At 35.4% G+C, this 25,197-nt stretch carries 19 protein-coding genes, 2 pseudogenes and 1 riboswitch; of the genes and pseudogenes, 6 read left to right on the top strand and 15 right to left on the bottom strand.

Going from position 1 to position 25,197, the window contains the following annotated elements:
* Window positions 1–56 precede the first annotated feature (56 nt).
* From JFU24_RS20475 to JFU24_RS20460, 4 genes are all read right to left on the bottom strand, one after another.
* Window positions 57–1,520, bottom strand: coding sequence for an aminoacyl-histidine dipeptidase (locus JFU24_RS20475; RefSeq protein WP_201250358.1), 1,464 nt, complete (start codon window positions 1,518–1,520; stop codon window positions 57–59).
* A gap of 91 nt (window positions 1,521–1,611) precedes the next feature.
* Complete coding sequence (locus JFU24_RS20470) at window positions 1,612–2,268, bottom strand: VanZ family protein (RefSeq protein WP_201250357.1); 657 nt, start codon at window positions 2,266–2,268, stop codon at window positions 1,612–1,614.
* A 291-nt stretch (window positions 2,269–2,559) separates the two neighbouring features.
* Entirely contained in the window at window positions 2,560–3,018 is a 459-nt protein-coding gene (locus JFU24_RS20465; protein ID WP_201250356.1) for a hypothetical protein, read from the bottom strand.
* A 115-nt stretch (window positions 3,019–3,133) separates the two neighbouring features.
* Complete coding sequence (locus JFU24_RS20460) at window positions 3,134–3,958, bottom strand: MerR family transcriptional regulator (RefSeq protein WP_053347784.1); 825 nt, start codon at window positions 3,956–3,958, stop codon at window positions 3,134–3,136.
* 105 nt (window positions 3,959–4,063) lie between these two features.
* Between JFU24_RS20460 and JFU24_RS20455 the strand changes: the two are divergent.
* Window positions 4,064–4,514 (top strand): annotated as a pseudogene (locus tag JFU24_RS20455) (GNAT family N-acetyltransferase).
* Window positions 4,515–4,593: 79 nt separating this feature from the next.
* Here the strand turns inward: JFU24_RS20455 and JFU24_RS20450 are convergent.
* The 3 genes from JFU24_RS20450 to JFU24_RS20440 form a co-directional block, all read right to left on the bottom strand.
* Window positions 4,594–5,016 (bottom strand): NUDIX hydrolase, encoded by a 423-nt coding sequence (locus tag JFU24_RS20450; RefSeq protein WP_201222935.1) that lies wholly within the window; start codon window positions 5,014–5,016, stop codon window positions 4,594–4,596.
* Window positions 5,017–5,101: 85 nt separating this feature from the next.
* Entirely contained in the window at window positions 5,102–6,352 is a 1,251-nt protein-coding gene (locus JFU24_RS20445; protein WP_201250355.1) for an MFS transporter, read from the bottom strand.
* Window positions 6,353–6,860: 508 nt separating this feature from the next.
* Complete coding sequence (locus tag JFU24_RS20440; RefSeq protein WP_201250947.1) at window positions 6,861–8,036, bottom strand: iron-containing alcohol dehydrogenase; 1,176 nt, start codon at window positions 8,034–8,036, stop codon at window positions 6,861–6,863.
* Between the two features lie 382 nt (window positions 8,037–8,418).
* Between JFU24_RS20440 and JFU24_RS20435 the strand changes: the two genes are divergently transcribed.
* A complete protein-coding gene (locus JFU24_RS20435) occupies window positions 8,419–9,882 on the top strand; it encodes a flavin monoamine oxidase family protein (protein WP_242485374.1) in 1,464 nt (487 codons plus the stop codon).
* A 902-nt stretch (window positions 9,883–10,784) separates the two neighbouring features.
* Here the strand turns inward: JFU24_RS20435 and JFU24_RS20430 are convergent.
* A complete protein-coding gene (locus tag JFU24_RS20430; RefSeq protein ID WP_201250354.1) occupies window positions 10,785–11,003 on the bottom strand; it encodes a hypothetical protein in 219 nt (72 codons plus the stop codon).
* A 301-nt stretch (window positions 11,004–11,304) separates the two neighbouring features.
* Window positions 11,305–11,447, top strand: a riboswitch (cyclic di-AMP (ydaO/yuaA leader).
* A 343-nt stretch (window positions 11,448–11,790) separates the two neighbouring features.
* Between JFU24_RS20430 and JFU24_RS20425 the strand changes: the two genes are divergently transcribed.
* Window positions 11,791–13,137 carry a TrkH family potassium uptake protein gene (locus JFU24_RS20425; RefSeq protein ID WP_201186836.1) on the top strand — a complete coding sequence of 449 codons (1,347 nt, stop codon included), beginning with the start codon at window positions 11,791–11,793 and terminating at the stop codon, window positions 13,135–13,137.
* A 23-nt stretch (window positions 13,138–13,160) separates the two neighbouring features.
* Window positions 13,161–13,817 carry a potassium channel family protein gene (locus JFU24_RS20420; RefSeq protein ID WP_053347790.1) on the top strand — a complete coding sequence of 219 codons (657 nt, stop codon included), beginning with the start codon at window positions 13,161–13,163 and terminating at the stop codon, window positions 13,815–13,817.
* 82 nt (window positions 13,818–13,899) lie between these two features.
* Here JFU24_RS20420 and JFU24_RS20415 read toward each other — a convergent pair whose 3' ends face one another.
* From JFU24_RS20415 to JFU24_RS20400, 4 genes and pseudogenes are all read right to left on the bottom strand, one after another.
* On the bottom strand, window positions 13,900–14,307 hold the full coding sequence (locus tag JFU24_RS20415) for a DUF2283 domain-containing protein (RefSeq protein ID WP_201186838.1): 408 nt from the start codon (window positions 14,305–14,307) through the stop codon (window positions 13,900–13,902).
* 138 nt (window positions 14,308–14,445) lie between these two features.
* Window positions 14,446–15,228, bottom strand: coding sequence for an STAS domain-containing protein (locus tag JFU24_RS20410; RefSeq protein WP_207203216.1), 783 nt, complete (start codon window positions 15,226–15,228; stop codon window positions 14,446–14,448).
* A 435-nt stretch (window positions 15,229–15,663) separates the two neighbouring features.
* Window positions 15,664–16,369 (bottom strand): annotated as a pseudogene (locus JFU24_RS20405) (class I SAM-dependent methyltransferase).
* Window positions 16,370–16,500: 131 nt separating this feature from the next.
* A complete protein-coding gene (locus JFU24_RS20400) occupies window positions 16,501–17,115 on the bottom strand; it encodes a class I SAM-dependent methyltransferase (RefSeq protein ID WP_201186840.1) in 615 nt (204 codons plus the stop codon).
* A gap of 169 nt (window positions 17,116–17,284) precedes the next feature.
* Here JFU24_RS20400 and JFU24_RS20395 point away from each other — a divergent pair, with 169 nt between their 5' ends.
* Together JFU24_RS20395 and JFU24_RS20390 are read left to right on the top strand one after the other, a co-directional pair.
* The gene (locus tag JFU24_RS20395) at window positions 17,285–17,614 is read left to right on the top strand and encodes a PadR family transcriptional regulator (protein WP_201186841.1); all 330 of its coding nucleotides are present in this window, start codon (window positions 17,285–17,287) and stop codon (window positions 17,612–17,614) included.
* 15 nt (window positions 17,615–17,629) lie between these two features.
* On the top strand, window positions 17,630–18,349 hold the full coding sequence (locus tag JFU24_RS20390) for a pentapeptide repeat-containing protein (protein WP_201186842.1): 720 nt from the start codon (window positions 17,630–17,632) through the stop codon (window positions 18,347–18,349).
* A 270-nt stretch (window positions 18,350–18,619) separates the two neighbouring features.
* Here the strand turns inward: JFU24_RS20390 and JFU24_RS20385 are convergent, their stop codons facing one another.
* The 3 genes from JFU24_RS20385 to JFU24_RS20375 all read right to left on the bottom strand — a co-directional run bounded on the left by JFU24_RS20385 (window position 18,620) and on the right by JFU24_RS20375 (window position 24,994).
* Entirely contained in the window at window positions 18,620–19,843 is a 1,224-nt protein-coding gene (locus JFU24_RS20385; protein ID WP_201222924.1) for an MFS transporter, read from the bottom strand.
* A 481-nt stretch (window positions 19,844–20,324) separates the two neighbouring features.
* The gene (gene galE, locus JFU24_RS20380; RefSeq protein WP_201250353.1) at window positions 20,325–21,296 is read right to left on the bottom strand and encodes a UDP-glucose 4-epimerase GalE; all 972 of its coding nucleotides are present in this window, start codon (window positions 21,294–21,296) and stop codon (window positions 20,325–20,327) included.
* A 92-nt stretch (window positions 21,297–21,388) separates the two neighbouring features.
* A complete protein-coding gene (locus tag JFU24_RS20375; RefSeq protein WP_201250945.1) occupies window positions 21,389–24,994 on the bottom strand; it encodes a CDP-glycerol glycerophosphotransferase family protein in 3,606 nt (1,201 codons plus the stop codon).
* Window positions 24,995–25,197: the final 203 nt, after the last annotated feature.

The raw sequence follows: 25,197 nt of genomic DNA, 5'->3' as shown, positions 1-25,197 counted from the left end.
TAGAAGAATGGCTATTCATCTACTACGTTGTTCCTTTCATACAAAGAAACAGCTGCTTAAAGGTCCTTCATCCTTTTTAAAGTATAAACTAAATACTCCCAGTTATTTATTGCTGAAGGGATACTTAGGTGTTCATCAGGTGTATGTACGGCAAACATATCCGGCCCGATTGAAACAGCATCTAATCCTGGTATCTTATCTATGAAAACCCCACACTCGATCCCTGCATGCACAGCAATGATTTCAATCTCGTTATTATACTTTTCATTATATGTTTGTTCAAATAATTTCTTGAGCTTCGATTCAGGATTATATGGCCATTCCGGATAATCCGCATCTATTAATAGTTCACATCCAAGCATTTCCGCTAACACTTTTGCCTGAGTAACCATATTGTATTTCATGCTTTTGACCGAACTTCTGATTTCACTTTCGAATTTCATTTCTGTATCCGTTGTTGTTACGACCCCTAAATTCGTCGAGCTCTCAACCAATCCTTCTATTCCCATATTCATCCCCTGAACACCATGTGGGATTAACAGTAAGGATGTAATGGCTTTACGCACCGTTTCTTTGGACAAAACTTTTGTAGAGGCGCTATCGCTTTTTTCAAATCCAATCCATACTTCTGGGTCGGAAGATTGTAGTTCATTTTTAAACGTTTCATCCCACTGCTGGATTTTCTCAGCAATCTTCTGAACATCGTCTAAATGAATCAGAACACTTGCCTCTGCTTCGCGAGGAATCGCATTTCCTTTTAGACCTCCACTAATTTGCTGTACAGAGCAAGGGAATTCTGTTGTTAAATCCTGTAACAATCTACCCAATAGTTTATTGGAATTCCCTCTTTCCTTATTGATTGATATACCAGAGTGACCGCCTTTTAACCCTCTAATACTGATACAGTATGTTACTTCAGTATTTGACGCAGGTTCCCATATAATAGGAAGGATTTGCCTAACGCGTATTCCTCCTGCACTGCTAACTAGCAGCTTCCCATCTTCTTCTGAATCAATATTAATCAAAATTTTACCCTCAAAGTGAGATGCATCAACATCAAGAGCGCCATTCATTGTCGTTTCTTCTTCAGTAGTGATAACTACTTCAAGAGAAGGATGCGGAATATCATTTGAATCTAATAAAGCTAAAGCATAAGCAACTGCAATTCCGTTATCCGCCCCTAATGTTGTACCCGTAGCATACAACATGTCCCCTATAATCCTTAATTGAAGAGGATCTTTCTCAAAATCATGAATAGTATCCTTATTCTTTTCGCAAACCATATCCATATGCCCCTGGATAATTACGGTGGGAGCACTATTATAACCAGCTGTAGCGGGCTTTTTTATTATGACATTTAATGTTTTATCCTGTACTACCTCCAGGTTTCGATCTCTTGCAAAGCGAACCAGATAGTCACTAATCTCTTTCTCATTACCTGACCCTCTTGGGATATTGGATATCTCCTCAAAGTAATGAAACACTGGATGACTTGTTAACTCTGCTAAATTGCTATACATAGGATACACCCTCTCATTTAACTTATTTGTTATGCCCAAATTCAATATCTCCATCAACTTTTTAATCATATGTATCTTTTTCTTCACAAAATCATATTATCCTTTTCATTTTTCCAGAATGGAACGCAACCACTTTTGTAAACAATGGATACAGGATGTAACCCAGGTAAAAGCCAATCATATTCAATATAAGGTCATCAACATCCAAACTTCCTCGTCGAAAAACATACTGACAGATTTCAATGCTCAAGATCGAGAAAAATGGATAAAGAAATTTCCGAAAAGAGGACAACTCTTTCCCCTCCCTGGACATCAAGTACAGCCCAAATGGAATAAACAATCCTACATTGGCGCTAAGGTTATAAAAAGACACAAGCCAGTTAGTTTCGTTCGACAAATAAGAAAGAATCGTAGAAAAAGGGATAAAATTATACGAATAATCCTGCCCATTCGGTCGAAAGAACAGCAAAACCAATAATGAAAAACTGTATCCAATCATACCTGCCTGCCACCAAAACCGAGGAAGCATGACCGTTTCACCTCGAAACAAAAGAACCAGCATCGAGACAACAACCAAGATACAAACCCACACAACCACGATAACCAAAGGATTCAAATATAAAAGGAGCTGAAGAAAAACAGACAGCCCACACAAAAACAAAGCTTGCGATAACAAAAGGGAAAGAATAAAGGATTTTAGTGACATGTATTTTTCTCTCCCTTCTATTTCCTTCCAAAAGTAACTCATATCTTTTTATCCTAGGACATCTTGTACAAGGCGTCAACAAACTATATGAAAAAGAGACAGAACATAAAATTCTCTCTCTTTTTCCGTTTATATAGAATACTCTTAGTATACTAAGAGTCGCTAATATGAATGTATGATAGTAAACAACCAATTAAATAAAAGGAAGCAGCTTCACAACAGAAGTTAAAAATGCGGAGAACATATGATGGCTATTATCTGACATGAAAAATCCTCCTCTATTCGCAAAATTACTAGGGTCTATTGAACTCCTGTCTACTTGTCTGGGTCACATTAAGGGTAAGTTATTATCTGTTCAACTTTATCAAGAGTAAGCGCATTACTTGGTATAAATTGAGCAGTTAATTGATAGTCACCTTTTGAAAGTAACTTCGAATTAACCTTTATTGTATACTCCCAAGTATCTCCTTTATTAAATTCTTTTTTGTGTTTTTCGGTCGGTTGAGATTCAATAGTAATAATATTGCCCTCTTTAATTGGACTATCAGTTAATGTGTGGAATCCTACGTCAATTTCATTACCTGTGCCAAATAGCAGATTAAAATTTTCATTTGTATTATTGGTAATTTTATAAGTAAAACTCTCGTAGTCTTTGGTTTTTAATTGATGTTCAATGGATTGTTTGACGTTAAGATCCATTCTGTTGTTCTTTTTGTCACTTTGAGCTATATAGTCAAAATATAAAAAGACGATAAGAAGAATAGCAACAATACATAAAACTAACTTTTTCATATATAACCCTCCGCAAAGTTTCATAATGTTCATGTAGAAATTCCGTTCTTTTAATTTTGAGCTTGTACATCCCCACTAAATCATCTTCCTGAATAACGTATATGTGGCTCTTCCCTCATCCTACTTCTACCATTATTTTCGTTAGGTAATTTTCGTAACCCTTTACTGAGACTTCATCTAACATATACTCTTCGTATGAAAACGTTTTGAGGTTCAAGTTTTGACTTTGCATAAAGTTTACTATTTTTTCATATGTTTCGGAAATACTCTTATAACTCCCTTTATGATAGGCAACAATATATTGTCCCTTGGGCTTTACATATGTAAAAGAGCTCGCATGATTGTCCATAACTTTCGTGTACAAATATGAATAGTTATCATGGTCTCCTTGAACTATCTTTTCTTTGTTTATCATGGCCCCAATAGGGAAACCCGTATAAAACTTATTTCTATTACAGTAATCGATAAATTTAGATGTTGATCTTAAAAAATCAGCATCAGAAGAATTCAAGATGGAATCACTAAGGAAGAGTTGTTCTTCCTCCTGAAATTCTAATGTGATTTGAGAATAATCAATACGTATCGCCTTTTCCGTGAGGGATATTTTCGTTTCAATAATCTTCTGTATTCGATAAAGATTATCTATTTTTTTTTCTAATTCTATGGATTTTTCTTTAAAAAGGTTAATTAATTCTATAGGAGATCTGTTAGTAAGAAACCATTTAATCTCTTTCAAGGGCATCTTAACTTCTTTTAAAAGTGTGATGACAGAAAAAACTTCAAATTGTTGATAGGAGTAATACCGATAGCCTTTTTCATTTTTTATATCAGGAGAAAAAAGCCCAATCTCATCATAGTGAATTAGCGTTTGTTTTTTTACATTACATAGTTTGGCGAATTCTCCAGTAGTAAAATATTTGCCTAAATTTCCATCGACCAATACAATCTCTCCCTTGACTATATGGTAACCATATACCTTAGGCTATTAGTATATCATGTTAACAAAACGGCTAAACATGAGGGAAAATGAGGAAGGATTAATATTATGACCATCACTATTAATGAAGTCACGAACGAAAATGTAAATGATATTTTAAAATTGGAAATAAACACAAAGCAAAAATCGTTTATTGAAACGACAGAACAATGTTTAGAAGAAGCCATGGAGTGTAAATATTATAAGCCAGTGGGACTTTATTCAGACAATAGCTTGGTCGGTTTTGCTATGTATGGATTTTTTCCCGAAGAAGGGAAAAATGGAAGAGTGTGGTTAGATCGTTTTTTAATTGATGCTAGATATCAAGGTCTTGGGCTTGGAAGTATTATGTTAAAAGCTTTAATACAACGATTAACTAAAGAATATAATTGTAATGAAATCTATTTAAGTGTAGTTGAAGATAATCAAGTCTGCACTTCACTTGTATAAGAAATTTAACTTTACATTCAATGGTGAATTAGATATTAACAAAGAAAAGATCATGGTTAAAAAAGTATAATACATCAGAATGGTATAAATAGATATACATGTAACATGCCACCTAATTGGTGGCATTCTATCTTGATAAACAACTTGTTTTATTGATCAAGAATTTCATGCAAATAATCACCATGTCCTCTAACCAATTCTACTTCGCCCAACATAGATACCCAAAAGAATCGGAACGTTAAACCAGACTCTGCCCCACCACCTGTGGGATTATATGTCCATCCTTCTCGCGTCTCATGAACGGTTATTTTATAAAAATAACGCTCATGTATTGCCCCATCATCGCATTTCCATCGATCCTGTATAATTAATTGCTCTACATTAAAATTCATTAAACCTGTTTCTTCCCTAATTTCACGAATAACTGCATAATAAGGATCTTCTTCTGCTTCTACTGTACCTTTTGGTATCTGTATCCCAGCCTCTTTAATAGGATGTTGAAATACTAATACTTGTGGTTTTCCCTCTTTGATTCGTGTTATATATCCATAAGCCTTTTTTATAGCGGCCATTACACACCACCTTTTAAATTGAAGAATTAGATAAACTTCAATTAGATTTTTTGTTTTTTCTTGGTTTCCATTGCAGACCAAAAGCTTATAAATCTTTTGCCTCCACACTTTTAACGGAATAATATCTGCTCTTAGAAGGCTTCATACTGAGTATAAATAACAAAATTGTAAGAGCAAACATGCTTATTGACCCGGTAATGACTACGAACTGAATCGAAATGAACTGGGCTGAAACTCCCACAATTGTTGTCGTAATAATAATCAAACATGCTTCTAACAAGCCAAATACACTTCCGACTCTTCCCATAATCTCAACTGGTATATTGTTTTGATAAAATGTTTGGTAGCCTGTATTGGCAAAAGCCAGCGAAAAGGCAATGATAAAAAATCCTAACGCGGCAATCGAAAAGGAACTTGAAAAGGAATAGATTATATAACCTACCGAAACAAATAAAGAGCCTAAGCCAATTAGAAAGGATATTTGTATTTTACTCACAATCATTGTATTTACTAGAGCCCCTGCAATTATACCTGCCCCGGCTATACTTACAAGGAATCCGTAATCTGTGTCAGTTAAAAAAAGCACGGCTTTTGCAAAGGCTGCCTCTTGTGAATCTATAGCTGTTGCCATTACCATCATGCAGCTAAATAAAAAGTATATAAACATAATATAAGAGTATTGTCGACTGAAATTAAGGACAATCGCCCAATCCTGTTTTATTATTTTCCAAGAAAGGTAACTATCGGATTGCTCAAGGGAACGATCCTTTTCAAGATTAGGCATAAATAAAGTTATGATTCCTGATAAAAATAATGCTACTGCGTTAATATAGATGGCTAAAATGGGTGTACCGATTAAAAAAAGGATGCCCGCTATCGCTGGACCAATTAAGAAAGCCCCAGAATCTATTAAGCTTCTAAGTGAGTTAAATCGTTTTCTCTGTTCAATGGGTATTAATTTTGTTATATAAGACCTTGATGTTGTTCCAAACATAGCCCCTGCCATATTAATCACAAAGACAACCGAATATATTACCCAAATAGAAGAAGTCAATGGCAGCAAAGCTATGAATACCGCTCGAAATAGGTCAAGTGCCACCATTAGATTCCGCTGATTTATTCGGTCAATAACGCTGCCAGCCCATACATTCGTGAATAACGCAGCTATCGGTTTAACAATATAAAGTCCAGCTACGGCAAGCGCTGAGTTAGTCAAATCCAATACGATTAAATTAAGTGCAATAAAATAAACCCAAGCACCAAAGTTTGAAATTCCTATTCCAAGTAATAATATCGAAGGGTATTTCCAAGATAATAATAGATTTTTGAATTTCATCTTTTCTCCTTATAGTTGTATTGAATTTTATTAAAAAATAGAAAAATCTCGTCTCCAAGACATACATCTTGAGGACGAGATTAAAAGTCGTAGTTCCACATCTGTTTATTTATATGTCACCATATTAACCTTATTAGGTACGGCATTTAATAAAAAACGCGAATACCTTAGCTCTATAACGGAAGCTCCCGTCATACTTTCCCCCAAAACATAAGGTTCTAAAGTGAGGGTCAAAGGCTTGCTTCAATAAAAAACTCTTACTCCTTTTTAGCTAACAGAGCTCTCTAAAGAGTTAATCTTATCTTCATTGCACCCTAGTCTGATTTAACTAAATATTAACATTTTTAGACTAATATTGTAAATAAAATGCTGAAATCCTCCCAAATACTTTTCGGAATATTCTCTTTACACCATTAAGTGATTAAAGAAAGAATTCATACTTATCTCAGCAAGTATGCTTGGCACTAACTAAGTTATGAGGTATTTTAGAATTGAAGTCTCCACATATTCACCCCTGTACTTTATCTTCAGTAGCAAACTTATAATGATAACAAGTATGATATAACTCTTCTAATTCTTGTTTAGTTGGGACCCTTGGGTTATTAGCAGGGCTCCCGCTATCTATGGCGTCTCTTGCCATTTTACTGACTGAGAGATTAAATTTCTCCTCTTCTATTCCCCATCCTTCGAGATTAGGAATGTTCAGCTTTTGGCAAAGTGCCTTAACAGATTCTACCGCAACCAAAGCTGCCCTTTCTATAGAAAGGTTTTTATATTCAGTTTTAAAAATTCTCCCCAAATCCGCTAACCGTTCCATACAGGCTTCCTTGCTGAATTCTAATACCGCTGGCAATAGCATGGCATTCGAGTATCCATGAGGTACATGGAACAAAGCTCCAATTGGTCTCGACATTCCATGAACTAAACAAACGGATGAATTCGAGAATGCTATCCCTGCTTGAAGGGCTCCTAATGACATCTTTTCACGGGCATCTATGTTATCCCCATCATCGTAAGCGTTTTCAATATTCTCCACAATCAATCTCATCGCGGACAGAGCCATTGTGTCTGTCATTGGGTGAGACCGTTTTGATAAATAGGCCTCAACCGCATGACTTAATGCATCCACACCCGTCGCAGCCGTTATATGTGGTGGAGAAGAAACTGTCAGCAACGGATCAACAATGGCGACTAAAGGCATAAAATTCGGCTGTTTAATCATCATCTTCACATCATCATCGGTGTTGGTAATAACAGTAGCATCCGTCGCTTCTGAACCAGTTCCAGCAGTTGTTGGAATAGCAATGTGCGGTATTGCCGCTTTGTCTGCTATTTTTCTTCCGCCCATATATTCTCCAATATATCCACCATTCGTGGCCAGGACAGCAATTGCTTTCCCAGTATCAATACAGCTTCCTCCACCAAGGGAAATGATTAGATCACATGACTCCTTTTCAAAAAGTTCTAATGATTCTTCCACATATTGGTCTGTTGGTTCTGAATCAACTCCAAGATAAACTGCACTTGCTACTCCGTTGTCATGAAGATACTGACAACATTGATTGACACAACCGAGTCGGCTCATTACCTTATCACTTATAATGAGTGCTTTCTTCCCACATAATGCCGCTTCCGCTCCCACTTTCTCAAAAGATTTCCTCCCATATATAATAGTCTGTGGCATTCTGAAAAATTCAAATCCCTTCACTTGATAATCCCCCTTTTGTTTTCATACAAATAAATAAAGCAAAAACCAATACCGCACATCCTTATTGAAAAGCACTGAAGAGAGTTCCAGTATTATTGTAGAAAACGTACAGAGTCTTGCATCCGAAATGCTTGACCCTGGAAGATATCGTTCTCCATTACCTTAAAGTAAAAGAAAATGAAAAGGCAGCTGACATAACAAATTTAGTAAATTACCAATGTACTAATTGATTCTGTTTCTTGTTTTATATTTAAGATAATACCAAGTTTTTTATCTATCATCTGATTAACTCTTGAATACATATGCATCTCTGCTAGTGAATACAATGTAATAAATCTTTTTCACTAGGGGCGAAGAGATGTCTAATAATCAGTTAACGACTCAACAAATGATTAGCATTATTAAAAATGGTCTTAAAAAGTCGCAAGTTCCCAAGAATATTACTATTGTGGGCGCAGGACTAGCAGGACTGGTTGCATCTTCTCTTTTGAAGAATGCAGGGCACAGCGTCACCATCCTTGAAGCAAATAACAGGGTGGGCGGACGCGCCTATACAATACACTCTCCCTTTAGCAATGGGCTTTATTTAAACCTAGGTCCAATGCGTATTCCTGAAGGTCATTTTTTGACATTAGAGTATATTAAAAAATTCGGACTAACCGTAAACCAGTTTATTAACCGAACTCCAATGGATATTCTTTATCTCAATGGTATCAAAACACGTCTTAACATTTTTGAACGGTCTCCTGGTATTCTCAACTTTCCCGTTGCCCCGAATGAAAAAGATAAAAGCGCAGAGATGCTGATGAATTTAGCTACACAGCCCATTCTCGATTTTATTAAACAAGATCCAAAGAGAAATTGGAATCTCGTAGAAAAAGAATTTAAAAACTACTCACTAGGAACTTTCTTAAACACTTACCATTATCAATATGGAACGACTTTTTCAGATGGCGCGGTCGATATGATCGGTTTACTCCTTGACTACGAAGCATATATGGGGATGTCATTTGTTGAAGTTTTGCGAGAAGCGGCGTCCTTTGGAGCAAATCGTTACTATGAGATAACCGGTGGTATGGATCTGCTTCCAAGGGCATTTCTTCCACAATTAAAAGATGTCATTATGTTCTATCAAAGGATGACGAAAATTGTCCAACATAACAACCGTGTAACCATCCATTCCACCCACCCGCACACCCTAGAGGATTCCACCATAACTGGTGATCTTGCCATCATAACTATTCCCTTTTCAGTGTTACAATTTGTGAAAGTTGAACCATACCATTCTTTTTCCTATTATAAACGGAGAGCAATTCGTGAACTGAACTATATGAGCGCAACAAAAATCGGAATCCAGTTTAAAAGCAGGTTTTGGGAAAGGCACCATCAATATGGTGGTAAATCCATAACTGACCTTCCGATTCGATTCACTTATTACCCAAGTCAGGGGATTGGTACAAAAGGTCCTGCTGTGGTTTTGGCAAGCTATACATGGGCGGATGAGGCTTTAATATGGAACGGTCTATCAAACGAAGAGCGCATTCAATATGCTTTAAAGAACTTAGCTGAAATTTATGGAGACCAAGTCTATTCTGAGTTTGTATCAGGAACTTCCTTTAGTTGGGTCGATAATGAGTATTCTTCTGGAGGTTTCGCTGCTTTTGAACCGGGTCAGGAAACCGAGTTGTATCCCTATATCCCTATACCTGAAGGAAGAGTGCACTTTGCCGGTGAACATACTACTCTTACTCACGCTTGGATGCAAGGGGCGATTGAATCTGGAATACGGGTTGCATACGAAGTGAATGACTTGCCAAAATAAAACAGAAAAAAAGGTAAATCAGATGTTTACATAGGGACTTCACATGTTTCCTAAAAAATTTCATAGAGTCCTAAGTTTATTACCATTTAGGTCATTGGATAAAGATGTATTTAAGACTATTATTGGAGTAAACGAGCAAAAAGTCAATAACTTCCAAGCGACAAACTATCTAAAAAATGTATATTAAGTAAAAGTATTGTCGCCCTAGTGATTACCACATGTCTTAGAGAATAATCCAGGGCGAGGTTTCCCCCGCCTCGACTGGATCTGATTTCCAATTTTCTTACGACTCATTGTTCGCTAATGCATAATTTGCCAATGACACACTACCTTTAACTTCTTGTTTATTAGCAGAGTAATCGAAAATGCTTTTATCTTTGTAAATTCTTTCCCCGTTAGTCACTAGTGGATAATGTTTCCCACGTTGCATATTTACATAAGCCAATGAATCTATAAATCCTTTTTATTACTTCTCTTCTTTAAAATTTGTAAATGGCTTGTGAGAATATACACTACCATATGACATATACTCTAACTTCCTCATAATATCGAAAACTGATGAGGAAAAAGTTATGCCTTATATCTTATGGATCAAGGTAATCTTCCATGATTTTTTACTCATTTCCTTTAGAGCCATTTTCGATATCACATTCTCTATTACATCCAAATCTTTTAAGCTTTTTTGAATATTTCCATCGCAATATTTAATATACACAAAAAAACTCATTCAATATAAATGAGTTTGAAAATATAACGTAATATGGATGTTAAGCTTCAGATTGCCTGATTAACGCAGGAATTTAAATAGTTGAAATACTGAAAAAGGACATAATGAGTGAATTATTATTCAATATGCTTGACCCTCTACTAACTTTTAATGTTCAATTATTTTCATGATCCAGTTAATAAGGACCTATGAATTCAGATGATATTACCTTTGAAAAAAAATTTATCAATGGATTCTTTTTCTTATCTGTTATCCTTAACTCATTCATTATTATTTGATCCTCATGATCGGCTATCCATTTCCTTAGTGCATCTTTATCCTGGCATTGAGTTAAATACGTCTGTCCACCTTTACCTGTAGCGTTAACAACATATCTATTAAACGTCTTCTCCATACTTGCCCGCCTTTTTTATATAATGTATTAAAATTTCAAAATACGAATTCAATAAACTTTGAGATTTTCTGTATCTAATTCCAAAAGGAAATACCATATATTTATTTATTAGAAACATAAAATTACTGGATGTTATTTTTCAAATTTATCGAACCTATCATAATGTCCCAACTAATTTTTGTCAATAAGTTTTTAATATGTAAAAAAAACGTAAATTTTCTGTTTTGTTCTAGCAAATTTTTTTTACAATTTAGGGGTTTACAACTAGTAAATGATGGGAGTAGAATACGTTTATCAATTTAATGCATTTCGGCCTAAACTCAAGTAAATTGAGTACGGAGGAACCAATCATTTGGGGTTAATTCTGCCTTGCAGAAAGGATGAGATCAGCTCTTTCGCCATCCTACCCGTCAGCTAACTTCGTCGGCTAAAGCGAAGGAGGTCATAAGACCGCCTATTTCAGGGGCTTTTTTGTTTGCTTTTCTGTAACAAAATAGCAGCCAGATGTTATGTAGGTCTTTTTATTATGCTTTAAAAAAGGATTTTCCAAAGAGCATTACCTAAGCTTGATTAAGGATAATGAATACCTTTTTTCACAAATAAAAGGGCTTGTGCAGAATGGACGCATGTATAGCAAAAGGAACTTGGTCTATTGATTGTTTATCTAGATGGATGACGAATGGAATGCAGTACGAGCGAAATACTAACCCTATCACTCGATAATGGTTAGTTATCTGTGGATATATTACGTTTGTTAGTAGGTTGCTAATTCATTAACAGGGTAAGGATGATCAATTTGATAAAAGCAAAAGATTTGTTAGATCCACCAAAAATTCTTGTACTTGGCTTTGCCTTCCTGATACTTGTTGGAGCCTATTTATTAACCCTGCCGATTTCCACTGAAAATGGGAATGGTCTTTCTTTTCTAAATGCTTTATTTACCTCAACCTCTGCTACATGTGTAACAGGGCTTGTCGTAGTAGATACGGGAACCACTTTTACAACATTTGGAGAGTTGGTCATTTTATCACTCATTCAAATAGGCGGCTTGGGGTTTATGTCATTTGCGACGCTTTTCTTTTTCTTATTAGGCAAAAGAATTTCTTTAAAAGGCCGGTTAGTCTTGCAGGAGTCTTTAAATAATTTATCTATGGCAGGTGTAGTTAAGTTAGTAAAAAGGATTTTAATTTACACTGCCATTATTGAAATTTCAGGTGCCGTTATACTATCGATTCGCTTTTCTTTTGACATGCCAATAGGCAGAGCAATCTATTACGGCCTTTTTCATTCGATTTCCAATTTCAATAATGCGGGCTTTGACTTAATGGGAGGGTTTAGGAGCTTGACTACTTATGCATCAGATCCTTTCGTAACCCTTACAGTCGCTTCCCTGATCACATTAGGCGGTATAGGATTTATCGTGATGAATGAAATTTACGAATACCGTGATACCCATCGTTTGTCTGTACATACGAAGGTTGTACTGATGGCTAGCTTAATCCTTACAATTGGCGGGGCCATCTTAATCTTTATATTTGAATTTGGAAATGCCAAAACATTGCAGCCTTTATCTTTCATGGGGAAAACGTTGGCTTCTTTGTTTCAATCCGTTACTCCGAGAACAGCAGGTTCTAATACATTGAATATCCCTGATTTAACACAACCCACATTGCTGCTGATCATTTTCTTGATGTTTGTTGGGGCTTCACCGGGATCGACTGGCGGTGGGATTAAAACCACCACATTAGCGACGCTGATTGGAACGGTTTGGTCACAGATTAAAGGAAAAGAAGATGTGGTATTGTTTCGGTACCGCATTGTGAATGAAACGATATTTAAAGCATTATCCGTTACCTCCATCGGGGTATTTATCGTTTCAACCATCACCATTCTGCTGACTATTACAGAAACCGGAAGTGATTTCTTGACGGTTTTATTTGAAGCCACTTCAGCATTTGCTACCGTGGGTCTCTCAATGGGATTAACCCCTGAATTATCCCCCATTGGTCGGATGCTCATTATTTTCACAATGTTTGCGGGCCGGGTTGGACCTTTGACTTTTGCTTTTGCTATCGCAATGAGACGTAAACCAGATCCATTCCGCCGTCCAAAAGGCAAAATCATGATTGGTTAATCATTAATGAGGGAGTGTTAAAGATGGGAAAACGACAATATGCCGTTATCGGTTTAGGAAGATTCGGAACGAGTGTAGCTCATAGATTATATACAGCCGGACAAGAAGTCTTGGGTATTGATGTAAGCGAGGAAAGAGTCGAGAATGCAGAATTAAGTGTAACTCATGCAGTTATGGCTGATACTACCGAAGAAGAGGCACTAAAATCCATTGGAATCCGTAATTTTGATTGTGTCATCGTAGCCATCGGAAATGATATGCAGTCAAGCATTTTAACTACATTGCTTTTAAAGGAACTAGGAGTGAAAAAGGTAATAGCAAAAGCTCTAAATAAACATCACGGTCAAGTGCTCGCTAAAGTTGGTGCTGACTGGGTTATCTACCCTGAAAGAGATATGGGTGAACGGGTCGCTAATCAACTCCTATCACCCAACATGCTGAACTATATAGAACTCTCAAAAGAATACAATATCGAGGAAATCATTATACCCATAAGCATGACAGGAAAAAGTCTCAGAGAGCTTGATTTACGTGCGAAATATAATATCAGTGTTATTGCCATCGTGAGTAATGGAGAAATTATCATAGCTCCATCACCTGATCAGAATATCCTTGAAAAAGATATGCTTTTAGTGGTTGGTAATAAAGAAGATCTAGCCGTGTTTGCAAATATTGAATAACCTAGGTCCCTAACCAAGGAGCAGGCTACCCTTTCATTGGTTCCGGCTTTCGCTGTACGAGATGACCTAAAAAAGATTGGGCTTATCCGCCAATTAAGAATGTCTCATCGTATGAATCTGTGTCATAAATATCAATCCCTATAAAATCTAAACAGTCAGCATCCGAAAAGTGAAACACTATTTTCGCAGTATCTGGATGAGTAACTGATTGTTTTACTGATTTATCATGCAATCTGAAAGAGTAAAAAATCTCATTATCAGCAGTAGTTGCCTTTTTGAATATATGTACTGTATCAACAAGATGTTTAATTTTTATCGCAGTAGCTCCCGCTAATTCAATTCCGATGATCGGAACGTCGTTACAAAAATCTAACATTATGTCATTATTTTGTGGGAGCTCTTCAGTATATGAAATTTTGTATTTGTATGGTTCAACCAAGTAAATATAGCCCATTTCTGCTTCATTATCATATGTTACTTGTTTATCCAATGGTCCACCGTCCTCAATCTATTTTTCTCTTCTACTTGAAAACCAAATCTCTTTAATACTTCCTTACCATTTAAGTAAGAATTCCCCCAGTTAAACCATTTTTAGCTTTATGGCCTTGTGTCCCAGCCCGTAGATAGTTTATTCATTTGTATTAATCGCTTGGGCCAAAGTGGATTTTATCGTTACTTTATCAAAAGGCAGTTGAAGTTGCACAGCAGTAATAGCTATGTCTGGACGAAGTCCCGAAAGAGTTGTATCAACCCCAATTAGATGTAAGGATTCAATCAATTTTGACAGTTGTTGAGCAGATACACTGTCGATTGCATGAACACCTGATAAGTCTATAAAAAGCCTAGTAACATTTTTTTCTGCACATATTTGTAACGTGTTTTCAAGCAAGAACATCCCTCTCATTGTGTCAATATCGCCAATAAGGGGAAGTAACGCGGTGTTATCGTTTAGTGATATGACAGGAGAGCCTAATTCATTAATCGTATCCTGTTGAGCTTTCATTATTTCATTAGAATATCTATTGTTAGCTTCAGTAAACCTCTCTAGAACTTCACTGAACACTTTGATAACAATTCGATACCATGAATTTATTTCCTTTTGCGAGTATTGACCTTCATTTAATGATACAAATTGCTCAATAAAATCTAGATATTGCTCCTGCGTTCGAAAAAATTCTCTTAATATAAAATAGATGGGTGTTTCTAAATGCTGCCCATCCTGTGCGATTTCTTCAATCCACTCATCAAAATGCCTAAAGAATTCTGATTCCTCTTCTATAAACACCTGAAAAAAATGTAAGTGAAAATCGTTATTTTGTAGCTTTAGTTTTTTAATTACTTCGGGATTAGCTGAGCTATAAACGCCTATCACATCATTTTTATTTAATGTTTCGTACCATTCCTCTGTCAATTGTGCTTGCTTTGTCTAATAGAAATGAATGTAATTTTTGGTTTCTATGCATAAATTTCTCCACCTATTTAATTTTTTATAAAAATAGCAGTCTAGTACTCGCTTCTATTTACCTCGTATACTTCAATAGAAGTAGGTCCTCACTATATTCCCAACAATATCCACAACCTCATTGTTATTATAGTTTAACATTTATGTTTTTTACCGACAATTTTTTCGCAATCCAATATATTCAAGGTATCTTAAGGAACCTCTATCAAAATTGAATTTTTCACAAAGAAAAAAGGATCTACACTCAGATCCTTAAAGTTCAATTTACTATTTTCATCATAAAGTTCATCCACACTATCTACAAAATCTCATCAGAGATCTTCATTATTATCTGAATGCCATCGCCCTATGCTTCCTCGAATTGCAGGGTCAAGTTCACAAAAATTACTTTTTCCTAAATAAAGCAGTCCATAAACCAGAGACCCCAAAGACTTCATTAGACCGCTTAAATTCCTTCATTTTACGTATTTCTATCTCTTCAAAATCCTTAAAAATCGTTCTTAGTTTTTCCTCAGTAAAACCTAACCCGCCTCTAAGACTTCCTAATCTATATACTTCCCAATCTGAAATATCTGCACCACCTAATATTCCTCCTTGAACAAAACAAGTAATCGCATAGAAACCCTTAGGCTTTAACGCCTTTTTCACCATTTCTATATAATTCATTCTTCTATGTGGAGCAATATGATGAAAGCAACCTGAATCATAGACGGTGTCATATTTTCCTTCTTCAATATCTAAGTCAAAAATGTTTTTTTGAATAAAATTTATGTTCACTTTCTTTTCTGTTGCCCACTCTTTTCCCCATTCAAGAGCTTCTTTTGAAACGTCAACAGCATCAACTGAGCAGCCCTTTTGAGCAAAATAAATGGCATTCCTTCCAGGACCACATCCAAGTTCAAGAACCTCCCCTGAACCAAGTAACTCTCTGTCAAAATAATTAACTAAATTCTCGTCTGGTAGGTTTTCAAAAAAAGGGAATCTCCTTTTCACGATCTTCATAAAAATCATTCCAGAATTTAGTTGGTTCACGCAATAACGAGTCCAGCATTTCTAATAAATCTTCATAGTTATAAATCGTTTCAGACAAAATATCCCCTCTTTCCAATTAAATCCTTCCAACTAATTGTACTGAATTTCAAAAAATTTATTCACCTGAAGTTCTTGCTTCATAAAGACCCTTAATCATTGTTTCCTACTCCTTAGAAAGGCACGTCATCTTCATTTGCAAATTATTATCTTTCTATACATTCCATTCATCATAATCGATTGATCTTCTACGATTTTTAGATTTTTATCATGTCTATGATACAAGTCTTCAAACCGCAAGCCAATATCTGTACCTAAAACCCTAATAAAAGGTCTAAGAAGCTTCTTTGGTAAAGATAGCTGTTTATTTTTAGAGATAAACTTATCGAATATAATTATTTTCCCATCTTGTTTTAAAACCCTAATCATTTCTTGAAAACATTTATTTGCATCAGGCACTACTGAAAGGACCAAACTTCCAACTATATAATCAAACGATTCATTGTTGAATTCCATATTTTGTGCATCCATCTCTAAAAATGTGATAGAGGTATTTCTATATCTCTCCATTGCTTTTTTAAGCATATCCTTTGAAAGGTCTATTGCTGTTATCTCTAAGTCAAAGTGCTTGATTAACTCTATGTCAGCACCCGTTCCTACGCCCACAAACAGAACTTTATCTCTGCTATTAAACGATATCTCATCAAATACTCTTCTTCTGGCATTAAAAAAAAGATTTGAATTGAAAACTTTGTCATAAATTGGAGACCAAATCTTATATATCACTTTATTCCAAGAATTATTCAACATTCACCACTCCCAGATATCTCTTAACACTACTTCTACAAATACTAATAAATTCCTTCCAAGTATGATTGCATAAAGGACAATTAAGAAAAAAGGCCACACCTAAAGAGTAATATTACCTTGACTGTCATAGTAATATGTTATAAGTTATACCAAAGGAGGTGAGGATTTGGTTCAACGAAAACTATCCTCTGACCTACTACGCGGACATGTTGATACGATGATTTTAAAACTCCTGCAAAGTGGCGATAAATATGGTTATGAAATTAGTAAATTGATATATGTGAGTTCAAATGAGCAGTACGAAATAAAGGAAGCAACAATGTATTCCAGCTTAAAACGTCTTGAAAAAGACGAATGCATCATCTCCTATTGGGGAGATGCTACACAAGGCGGCAGAAGAAAATATTATAAAATCACCGCAATCGGAGAAGACACATATACGCAAAACAAAAATAACTGGGAGCAGGCCAAGCAAATACTTGAACGCCTCTTGTAGAAAGGAAGATAAAATGTGATTGAAAAACTAAATGCACATGTTCACAGCATTTTTGCTCCGTATCAAAATGCCAAAACAGCAAAGGAACTGGAAGAAGAACTGCTGCAAAACTTAATAGAGAAATATAATGACTATAAACAAAAAGGTTCTAGTGAGCAGGAGGCTTATAGATTAACGGTGGATTCAATTGGAGAAGTGTCAGAGCTCCTAGAAGCATTTAATCTCCAATACAGTGAGCTTGAGCAGGCGATAAACATGGACTATTCCAGGCAACGCTTATTGGATTCCGACTTCCGCTCGGTTTCGGTGCATGATGGAAAATTTAATTCCTGCGATTTAACCCGTTCTGATTTCAGCCATTCTGACCTGACGAACAGCACATTTAAAAGCAGTAACTTAAATAATTGTATCTTTGAAAACGTCAATTTAACGAGTACCCTATTTAAAAGTTCAAACTTAAAGGGAGTCATTTTTAAAAATAGTAGCTATAATAAAACCCACTTTAAAGGCTGTAATTTAGCTGGTCTTATCTTTGATGGGGAAACATTTAACCAAACCATTTTTGAGGGCTCAACATTGAAGAAAGCATCATTTCGCGACGCAACACTCAAGAATGTTCAATTTCGAACGTCTGATTTAAAGAAAATCGACTTTGAGGGTGCGTCAATGGATAAACTTACTTACAACTTTTTAATTGGAGCTAAGGTTAATCTTAGCAACGTAACAATACTTTAAAGGAGGGATTTTTATGAGTTTACCAATCGCCATTGTAGTATCTACCTCAATCATATGTGTGACTGTGTTCATAACTGCTGTGACATTAAAAGGGATGAGCATGGGAGACTAATTCAACAGCAACATTTTATCAAATTCCCCTTGCTAAGACTGAAAAAGTGTAAGTAGCCTTTCTTTTTTCCTTAAGTAGAGTGGCTTTACACAAGATTTCATCTAAATGGTAATGTCTTAGCTTGGGTTTTTATGTTTATTTAACATTTCCCCTCTAATTTAAGAAACAGAACGTTCCCCTTTATTCGAGTTATCAATGAACTTAAAGAAAGGAAGTAATATTCCTAATAAAGATACAGTGCAGATAATGCTTCCTATTAAAAAGTACAATGGACGTATCCCCCAGATATCACTCAAAAATGTACCTGTTATTACCCCTAATAGCATCGTACTTCTAATAATAAATAATCGAACCGAGGATATTTTCCCCATTAGATGATTAGGTACGCTTTGTTGAAAAATAGTTTTATTATGAATACTAAAAATAGCCATAGCTATTCCAGCAAGAATTTCAGTCAAGAATGCAACAACTATACTATTGCTAATACCTAAGGAGATATATGTTAGACCTCCGATAATTAATGCTCCTAACATCAAAACCCTGCGACTCTTATGTTTTATTTTACTTACAAGCATGGAACCAATTACATACCCTAAAGGGAAACTAGCCATAAAATATCCGTACTCTGCATAACTACCAGATAACTCACCAGTGATATAGGGAAGAGTGATAACCATCGTAACTCCCACTCCAAATTGAACAAACGCCAAAAAGACTCCTAACCAAACTATGAGGGGTTGTCTAAAAAAATAGGATAGACCCTCAATGAATTGGTTTAACCATGATTTGCGTATAGATAATGAGACTCTTGATTCTTGGATGAACAGCAGTATAAAGCCACTTGTAATAAGCAATAAGCAAACAAGCGGTAATGTGGTTTTAACACCTAAGTACTCTACAACGACTCCCCCTGCAATTGGTGCCAAGAACGTCATTAATCGAATCGTTCCATCTAAATAAGCATTTGCAGCGCTTAGCTGGTTCTCAGGAACAATTGTAGGCAAAATTGATTGATTAGCGGGTGAATATAAGGGCGTAATTAAACCTACTATGATTTGGACTGTGAAAATGTGCCATGCTTCAAGATTCCCCGTTAATAATGAAATAAGTGGGATAAGAAAAATTACACCTCTACTCCACTGTGAAAGTATCATCGTCCACTTACGGCTCCATCTATCAATAAAAGGGCCAATAAATAATTGCAAAAGCAGGGATGGTACAAAATATAATATCCACATACTTCCCAAAGCCATAGTGGAACCTGTAAGTTGATAGATAAGAATTGAATTACAAAAGGTTCCAAAGGCAGCGCCTAATTCAGAGATCACATTACCGATCCATATGAAGAGAAATGAACGGTTCTTTAATATATGCTGATTCATTTAACCTCTCACCTTTCTCTTCATCTGTTAGTCCATCTTATTCTAAGATGACACCTGCTGAACTTCCTTTATTTGATTTATTACTAAATGCATCACACTTGAAATTTTTCCCAATTTTAAGTATGACGTCTCCTAGTAAATGAATGATAATCCTTTTAGTTAGTACTTCTATATTCTTATTAAAATCCCTTTTACGACCAGTTAATCTATATTAAGAGAAAGACTGAAATGATAGGGGTTTAATTTATTTTTGAAATGAAAACGTTTATCTAAACAGATTAATGATCGAGGAAATGGAAAATTCGAGGCGAAAGGTAGAAGCCTCACTCCACTAACCGTGCAAGATAGTGACACCTGAAAAATAAAAAAAGAACGACTTTTAAACAGAGTCGTTCTCTCAAATAAAACAATCGAATTTTTAATCTTTACTCCAGTATAGTGAACTAGTAAGAGCTTGCTGCCCTATTGGGTGTGTATTCTCTTAATTCATTTGAGATTTATGCCATTTCCATGCACTTTCAATAATCTCGTCTAAATCTATTGCTGCTTTCCACCCAAGATCTTCATATATCTTATTGGCTGAAGCAACCAGTCGAGCTGGATCTCCCTGCCGACGATCTGCATATTCTATATTCGGTTTTACCCCGGTGACTTTTTCACATGTGTCTATTACATCTTTAACCGAAAATCCTTTTCCATTCCCAAGGTTGTAGATTGCCGTATTCTTCTTCCCAGACAATAGGGCTTGAAGAGCTAATATATGTGCTTTAGCTAAATCCGTTACATGAATATAATCACGAATACAAGTACCATCTTGTGTGTCATAGTCTGTACCAAACACGGAAATCTTCTCCCGTTGACCTAATAAATGCTGTAAAATAATAGGAATCAAGTGTGTTTCTGGGTCATGGCTTTCTCCGATTTCTGCCGACTCATATGCTCCAGCCGCATTAAAGTATCGCAAAACAACATAATGAAGTCCATATGCATGTGCAAAGTCACCTAAGATTTGCTCTACCATCAATTTCGAGCGACCATATGGATTAATCGGATTAGTTGGCTGTTCTTCATCAATTATATCTACATTTGGTATCCCGTAAGTAGCTGCCGTAGATGAAAAAATGAAGTTCTTAACATCATGCTTGAGCATAGTATTTAATAAAGTAATAGTTGAAGCAACATTATTTTCATAGTATTTATAAGGGTCTTGAACAGACTCACCAACTAAACTATTAGCAGCAAAATGCATAACAGCCTTAATTGGATATTTAAGAAATATATCATTTAAAACCGCTTCATCCCCTAAATCCCCTTCTATCAAGATGGCCTTCGAATCAACCAGCGAACAAAAACCGGTAGAGAGATTATCTAGAATAACCACCTCTTCTGTATTTACTAACTCTTTTACAAGATGACTTCCAATATAACCTGCACCGCCAACGACCAAAATCAAATTATATTTCTCCTTTCGAAACTACCTTCACTTGCCCTTACACTGGGAGAGGCTTTTTTCTTACTAAATTAGCGAAATGAGCCTCCAATTATTTATAGGCATTTCTTGAAGGTTTCCATGGCTAATGCATTATATTGATGGTAATCAAATTTTTCTAGTTTAGTGTTAGCATTACTAGCCATCGTAGATAACCCTTTTTCAAGCCCATTTATGCTATTTTCAACAAGTAAACCATATTTACCGTTTTCCAAAACGGTCCGGTTCGCAACAATATCAGTAGCCATGATTTTCATTCCTAACGTCATTGCCTCTAATAAAACCATAGGCTGCCCTTCATAATGTGATGACAGTACAAAGCAATCACATTTCTCCATAAACGAAAATGGATTTTCAAGCTGACCCAAAAGATGTATGGAATGATTTAAATCCAGCTCTTCAATGATGGCTTGTAAATCTTCCTTTAAAGGACCTTGGCCTAAGATATACAGCTTGCTATTTTTGTGTTTCTCATGGAAGCTTGCGAATGCACGAATCAAATTATCTTGACCTTTTTCAGGAGATAATCTTCCCATATTGACAAAATTAAAATCATTTTTATTAGGATATGGGACGAATTGATTATTTACTTCCAACCCATGCACTTCTTGTACGATTAACGCCTGTTTATCCAACCAACCTAGGGATATCCCGTCCTTTAATATATGAGTATACGTACCAAGTTGAGTAACTGCTTCTTTATCGAATTCAACAATCCACCCATTAAAGGTTGGCCCATCTTCCACGATCATGGCATCTTGTAACCCATACGGTTTATCCCAAATATTATAATTTCCTAACTGGATTTCTGCAGTGCCGCGCACTTCCCGTTCTTTTAACACTATTGGCTCGTCTATCATTTCAAAGGCCCCCGTATTTAGCCAGCCAATTTTCTTATTGTCTATTACGAAAAGGTAATAGCCGCCTTTTCTGGTTCTGTTGTATTTTATGATTTTGACGGTTTGCCCTTCAAAATCGATTGCCTTAGTTACTCTTTTAGCCTTGTAATTCGGATAAGCCTTTGACCAAATTGTATGGTCTTCCGGTTTAGTTATTTTTCCATACTTCTGTTCACTGGTGTTTACTTCCTTCAACGTTCTATTATCAATCTTATCAATGAATTTTTTATTACTTTTATAGTTTCTGGATATCATATACTTTCTTTTAAAAATGATTTGCAGCTTGTCCTTAAAGCTCGTGTTTTCATTGATTGTACACTGTTCAAGCATGGATAAAGCTGAATTATCCACCCAGCCGATTACCGTACGATTTACGGATATTCTACTATAAATCGAATGTTGGGTTTTTACTTCCTTATCGACCTTCACGATTATGCCTTTAAAATCTTGACTGCCAGAAACTTTGTATGAACCTTCAATCTTATATGGCATCGACCAAATGAAGTTTCCTCTTGGTCTTACTAGCCTTGCGATTTTATCAAGTTCCTTTTCGTAAATAATACTGTCTGGCAAGAACTCTACAGCCTCTTCGTTAATCCAGCCGATTATTTGATTGTTGAAGCTGAATTTGTAAAATGTATTATGATTAACATTGGCTTTTCTAGAAATCATAATTTCAGCATTTTCAAATCGTTCTTCTAGAGGGAATTGAATGGCATCCACATTCCCGGGAAGGGTATTCCAAGCATGATTATTTCTAACATCCCTTAATATCGCTCTTGCTTTGAAATTCTCTGTAGTAGTCAATGAACTTTCGTTATTTTCTACGAATTCAGATTTCTCTGAATCTATTTGAAGGATTTTATCCGGGTTGATAGAATTCATTACATAGTCGAATTTATCATAGTCTGCATACTGCATTAGATTCTTTCGGTTTAATTCCATTGTTCCCTTAGAAACACTTACAAGTTTATCAAATCGATTATATACGGAAAAAAGTCCCCTTAGATTTATCCGATGAGGCCTCCTTCCATTAATCACTCGCTCACTATCAGATAGCAAATCATTATGCATATAACAAACTTTCTTTTTTGTGTCTGCAGCTAGGAGGAATTTAGCCCAATAATGGCTATACCCACTAAAATCAATAACAAAATCAAATTTAGTTTTACCGAATAAACGTGCATGTTCTCTAATATAGGCACTTTCCGGGTAAAACTTTTTCCCTAAGAAGCCTGTTTCCCCTCTGTTATGGATGAATTTATCCTTATACACATCCAAAAATTTATACACAGGCAATCCAGGTTTAAAAAGAAAACGCACATTCTTATTTACCTTGTCCATATTTTTTAAGACCTCATACGAGTGAGGAGTAGCAGTAAAACAGCTTACATCATATTTGTCATAATCAATGTTATTCATTAAGTTAAGAAAAGAGGATGTAATTCCGTTATCCCTCAATCCGCCAGGATAAATCAATATTTTTTCCTTTGAGGAATCTAGACCAGTAATTGTGTTTAGTTCTTTCGTAGACTTATTAAATAGATTAAGGACAATTCTCTCTGTTACATTCCCATCCTCGTAGTTTGTGAACTTTTGCTGCATGTTTTTATATTTATCAGAATAAAACAGTTTTACATTTTTAATATCTTTAATTGCATGAGCTAATTCTTTTGAGTTAAAAAGCATTGGGCCTGGAAGTTCATCGTTTTGAAGATATTGCCCTCTTTCCTCTGTATAAACATCCGTATCCCAAGTGTAAAATAGAATTGGCTTATTAGTAACAAGGAAATCAAAGAAGATACTAGAATAATCAGTAATAAGCAAATCAACAGTAGCAAGCAATTCATTTGTATCCACATAATCAGGGATTAACCTATTTTTAATTTCTGTATGCTTATTAGCTTCTTTATATAGAAAAGGGTGCACCTTAATCAATAAATTATATTGTTCACCGATTTGACTTTCTAAATAATTTATATCTGCAATGATTTGAAGAATATCATTATCCACTTTGGCAAGATTTGTTCCCTTCCAAGTTGGAGCGTATAAAATATTCTCTTTGCCATCGTTGATTTTCAAACCTAGAGTTCTTAGATAGTCCTTAAACTCCTTCGGATTCGTATTAAGAGTTAAATCGATCCTAGGATATCCTTCTTCTACAATTTTCCCTTTATACAATCCGTTTAACTTATAGCTTCGTGTAAATATGTCTGTAGTATGGGCATTAGGGCTCAAAATATAATCTGCACTTAAAAAGTTCCTTACAACGTTTTGAGAGACCGAGGGGTTGCCTGGTATGTCAAAGCCCATACTCTTAAGTGGTGTCCCATGCCATGTATTAATGTAAATTTGGTCGATTTTAGGTATGAAGAAAGATTGGAATGTTGAGTTATTGATTAAATACTCACTTGTTGCTAAATACTTTAAATAATCCTTTGAATTACGTTGCACAAATTTAACATTAGGCATATCTTTATACTTCGATATGACACCTGAAAGAGCACTAAAATTTTGAATAGACCATATATGCATAAAATCTTTAAAGTCTTGATTTTCTATCATATATTTAAACATCGCGTAGGGACTGTCAGTTATACTGTTTCCATCACGACTCTCATATAGAATTGTGTTTTTTTGCACGTTTAATTTCTCATAATACTTTGCATATCTATTTACACGTTGATGTTTTTCCTTTAATAAGAAATTAGCAATCGGCTGTTTAAGGAAACTAACTTTTCTTTTTATTACCTTCTTATTCACCAAATAGGCATCCCCTTTTATGAATTAATATTCACCATTCAAAATTACAATTACCTTTCATTAACAAAAATAACAACTATGAATGATCAATAGTTGGAGATTTTTTGATATTAAATTAAAACGAAACAATATGATAATTAGTAGCAAATAAACGAACCCCTTACTTACTGCTTCTTCGTTTATGACTTTCAATACTCTTTGTT

The organism is Peribacillus sp. TH27 (genome assembly GCF_016650915.1).
GTDB classification, from domain to species: domain Bacteria; phylum Bacillota; class Bacilli; order Bacillales; family DSM-1321; genus Peribacillus; species Peribacillus butanolivorans.
Note: the sequence above shows the minus strand (reverse complement) of the source record. Positions and strands in the feature narration are given on the sequence as shown.